The organism is Okeania sp. SIO2B9 (assembly GCF_010672505.1).
Classification (GTDB): Bacteria; Cyanobacteriota; Cyanobacteriia; order Cyanobacteriales; family Microcoleaceae; genus Okeania; species Okeania hirsuta.
This window is the reverse complement of record NZ_JAAHGK010000713.1, coordinates 1-4,014: the sequence shown is the minus strand read 5'-3', so window position 1 is coordinate 4,014 and position 4,014 is coordinate 1. Positions and strand designations below refer to the sequence as shown.

The following is a 4,014-nucleotide window of genomic DNA, read 5'->3' as shown; positions in this document are numbered from 1 at the left end:
TGACCTCAACAACCTAGCAGGTTTATATAAATCTCAAGGGAAATACCAAGCAGCGGAACCATTGTATCAACAAGCCATAGAAATCGACAAAATCGCCCTGCCTCCTAATCATCCATCCCTTGCCACCAACCTCAACAACCTAGCAGGTTTATATAAATCTCAAGGGAAATACCAAGCAGCGGAACCATTGTACCAACAAGCCATAGAAATCCTCAAAATCGCCCTGCCTTCTAATCATCCCTATCTTGCCTCCAGTCTCAACAACCTAGCAGGATTATATCGTTCTCAAGGGAAATACCAAGCAGCGGAACCATTGTACCAACAAGCCATTGAAATCGACAAAATCGCCCTGCCTCCTAATCATCCAGATATTGCCACCAGTCTCAACAACTTGGCAAAATTATATTATTCTCAAGGGAAATACCAAGCAGCGGAACCATTGTATCAACAAGCCATAGAAATCGACAAAATCGCCCTGCCTCCTAATCATCCAGATATTGCCAGAGACCTCAACAACTTAGCAGGATTATATGAATCTCAAGGGAAATACTCGGAAGCAAAACCATTATATCTGCAAGCTTTAGCTATTTTGTTTTCACAACTAGGACAAGAACATCCTAATAGTCAGACTGGTTTAGAGAATTATCTCAAATTTTTGCAGCAAGTTGCCAGGGAAAGTCGTCAACAGGAGTTATCAGATGAAAGGAGTTTGCAGATTTTGTCACAAATGGAGAATGAAGCAATTTAGGAAGGCAGAAGGCTTTTTTATAACTGATTATCCGGACATGATATAACTAGGGCTTACCGTTATAATCTCAAAGCATTGACAACTAAAGGTTTGAGCCTTCTTTAATCCCCAAAAAGTGCGCTGGTTTTAGTCTAAAACCCTCAAAAAGTTAGCATAAAAGGCAAACCTTCGGACAGAAAAATTGAGGGACAATTCTTACTCCTACCTCCTCGCTCATTCCCATTTCTCCTGTCTCCTGTCTCCTGTCTCCTACCTCTACTAAAAGACTTTTGAGCGCAAACCCTAACTATTCGCTCTTATTTGAACAAGATTTTTCATAATGAACTGTTTTTTCAACTGTTTGTATTTCATTAGGAGGTACAGTTCTTTCATCCATATAGTAAATAATTAAACCATCTAATTGTTTTTGACCTTTATGAGTAGAATTCCATTGACGACAAAGATAAGCTGCATAATCAGGATATAATTTTTTTCCTACTGCACGGTTAAGAGTAATAAAATAAACTCGCCATTGAATTGTTTCATAAAGTTCTTGGCGCTGTTTAATATTTGGTTTATCCCAACTAATTGGTTGTTCTTCTGCTAAAACATTAACTGTACTTCCATCTTTTAACTTACCTTCAATGACGTGCCAACCATCATCTCTGGGGGGCGCCGGAGCAAAAATACTCCATGTTTGATCTAAACGAGTCATGTAACCAATAGGATGAATATATTGAAGAGTTCGTCTATTTAGTAGTTTATGACTAGCTGTAATCCAATCATTTTTCTGCTCTTGACGCGAAGCATAGGTTTGTTTGACAAAACTTCTAAAATTCCACATCGTAGTAAGTAGAAGTAAAGTAATAGTAATAAGGTTTAAAATTAAGGAAGGGCAAACTTCAATTGGTCGAAATTTTAAAGGTGCAGTAAACTTGCCTGCAAATTGACGATTAGAAGCAATTGTTTCATAAATTTTAGTACCTAAAGATTTTAAAGGTTGCCATTTTAAGATAGGTACAAGAAAACTAAATAAAGGAGATAAACTCACTACATAAATTATTCCTTCCCATTTGAAGTAACGATTTTGTTGCCAATCTTCTACTACCCAAGAATTTTCGGCTAACATATCCTCATAAATAGATGGATAATCTTGTGCCATTAATATAGGGGTTTTCGGCAAAATTAAGAAGGTACGCAATAAATAAACTACTTTTTTACAAAAACCACAATCAGCATCGTAATAAATGGTTAATCCTTGACGTTGTTGATTTTCTATTTTTTGTTCTGCTTTATCCCAAATTACACTAGGTGTTAATGCTAACCAATTAACAATACTTAGATAACTTAAAATGCCGATGTGAAAACATAGTTCAAAACCAATATGTAATAAGACAAAAGAAACTATTGCTATACAACGAAATAAAGCATTCCGAAAAGGGATAAATATGATTAACGGACCAACCCACTCAAAAATCAGTGCAGAAATAGTCAGTAATTTTAAAATTTCTTGAGGAAAACTCAATAAAAATTGACCAAATGCTGTGGAATATTGGTCAAAACTTAATGAGTAATAAACAGCGTCTCCATCAGGCCACCAAATGTCACTTTTGGTTTTAAAAGCTGCCGACCAAATATAGATATAACAAAGTTGAATTAAAAAAGCTAAAGTTGCTCCACTGCATACTCTTTTAGGTAAAGGATTACGGGCAGAATTAAGGGCACTATCTATTGAATAACAAGCACCTAATGGTAAAAACATTGACCAAAAAAGCATTGCCCGCAACACATGATCTGCGGCAAAAATTAATACTGGATTACGATTATTTAGAGAGATTATTAATGCCCAAGTAGCAATAGTTGCTAGTCTGGTACGATAACCGAATAACATAGCTAAAGCAAAGAATATAGCTACTGCAAATATTAATCCTTGTATGAAGGGATGACCGCTAATTAAATTAATTGACCAATCCCAAGGATTAAGCATATCGATTAGAGCAGAACGTGGTAAAAGTCCATTATCAGTATAATGAGCATTTAAAGCTTGAGAACGAATAATTATATCCGTAAGGGTCATTAACGCTAAACCAATCCGAAATATGGCAAGCGATCGTAAATCTAAACCGATAATTTCATCTAATTTTAAAAGAGAAAAAAAATTGGGTTTGCTCATAATTTACCGAATTATTAATTATGGGTTTGCTGAAAAAGTCTTTTAGTAGGGGGTAGGAGACAGGAGACAGGAGACAGGAGACAGGAGAAATGGTTCGGGAGCGAGGAGGTAGAAGTAAGAATTGTAAGAATGATTTTTCTGCCCAACTTTTGCCTAAAATACGCTCCTTTTTGAGCATGAATAGCTGATAAATTTGCACTTTTTTCGATTCCAAAAAGGAACTTTTTGGGTGCATCTCAATTAAGCGATAAGTAATTGTACTCAATAAATAGGGATTAATAGGGTGTATCTTTAATATGTGCAAAAAAAAATACTTTTTTCCTATATATTCCCTGTTCCCTGTTCCCTAAAAGCGATAAATTTTTGGCTTTATTCACGCATTGAGATGCACCCAACTTTTTTTTATTTGTCAATGCTTTTATATTTAATCAGCAGAGCAATAATTATGGTTTATTAAGCGATTAATTATCAAGAAGTTTTGTACAAGACAGATTAGCAAAACTACCTATTTTGGCGTTGGTGAATTAGTGTATGATATTAATCTTAATTATTTAGGAGTCAGGAGAGAAGAAAGAAGAAGAAAGAGTAGTAAAAGGAGAAAGTTTTTTGTTCGCGCTCTTATTGGAAGGACGGTTTTAACGAGAGGTAATTATCAATTAATTAACCTGTACCTCATTTGCCCGAAATATACTGTAACTTCTGACTTTATTTCCCCGAAATATACTGTAACTTCTAACTTTTTATTTTTGACTTTTGACTGTTGAATTTTGACTTCGTTAAGCTTCTTTTTGCCGCCAAAGTCGCCAAACTGTTGTTACATAATCACGTCCTTTATCTAAATAATCTAACAAATTAATCCCTGTTTTACTTTCTCCTGTAGTGCGAGGTACACAAACATAAGGTACTTCTACCAAATGATAACCTAAACGAAAAGAACGACATAATAAATCAATACAATATTCTCCATAATCACCTTTTAAAGGAATTTTCTTTAATACTTCACTTCGTGCTGCAATAAAACCACTGGTATAATCATGTACTTGATTACCCAGAAATAACATCGCATAATTATTGATAATCCAGCTTAAGATACGAGCCATCATACCATGAGCAA

Annotated in this window: 3 protein-coding genes; 1 reads left to right on the top strand and 2 read right to left on the bottom strand. The window is 35.1% G+C overall.

The annotated features are described in order from the left end of the window. On the top strand, positions 1-748 hold a 748-nt coding region (locus F6K13_RS22115), incomplete at its 5' end, for a tetratricopeptide repeat protein (protein ID WP_287288387.1). Between the two features lie 286 nt (positions 749-1,034). On the opposite strand, the gene F6K13_RS22110 is transcribed toward F6K13_RS22115, so the two are convergent. Further along, on the bottom strand, positions 1,035-2,900 hold the full coding sequence (locus tag F6K13_RS22110) for an HTTM domain-containing protein (RefSeq protein ID WP_124154624.1): 1,866 nt from the start codon (positions 2,898-2,900) through the stop codon (positions 1,035-1,037). A gap of 776 nt (positions 2,901-3,676) precedes the next feature. Then, positions 3,677-4,014, bottom strand: a 338-nt coding sequence (locus F6K13_RS22105) for a hypothetical protein (RefSeq protein WP_353735697.1), incomplete at its 5' end; no start/stop codon positions are given.

Coding starts and splice junctions, on each gene's coding strand:
- F6K13_RS22110 (WP_124154624.1), bottom strand. CDS start 2,900: ATGAGCAAACCCAATTTTTTTTCTCTTTTAAAATTAGATGAAATTATC.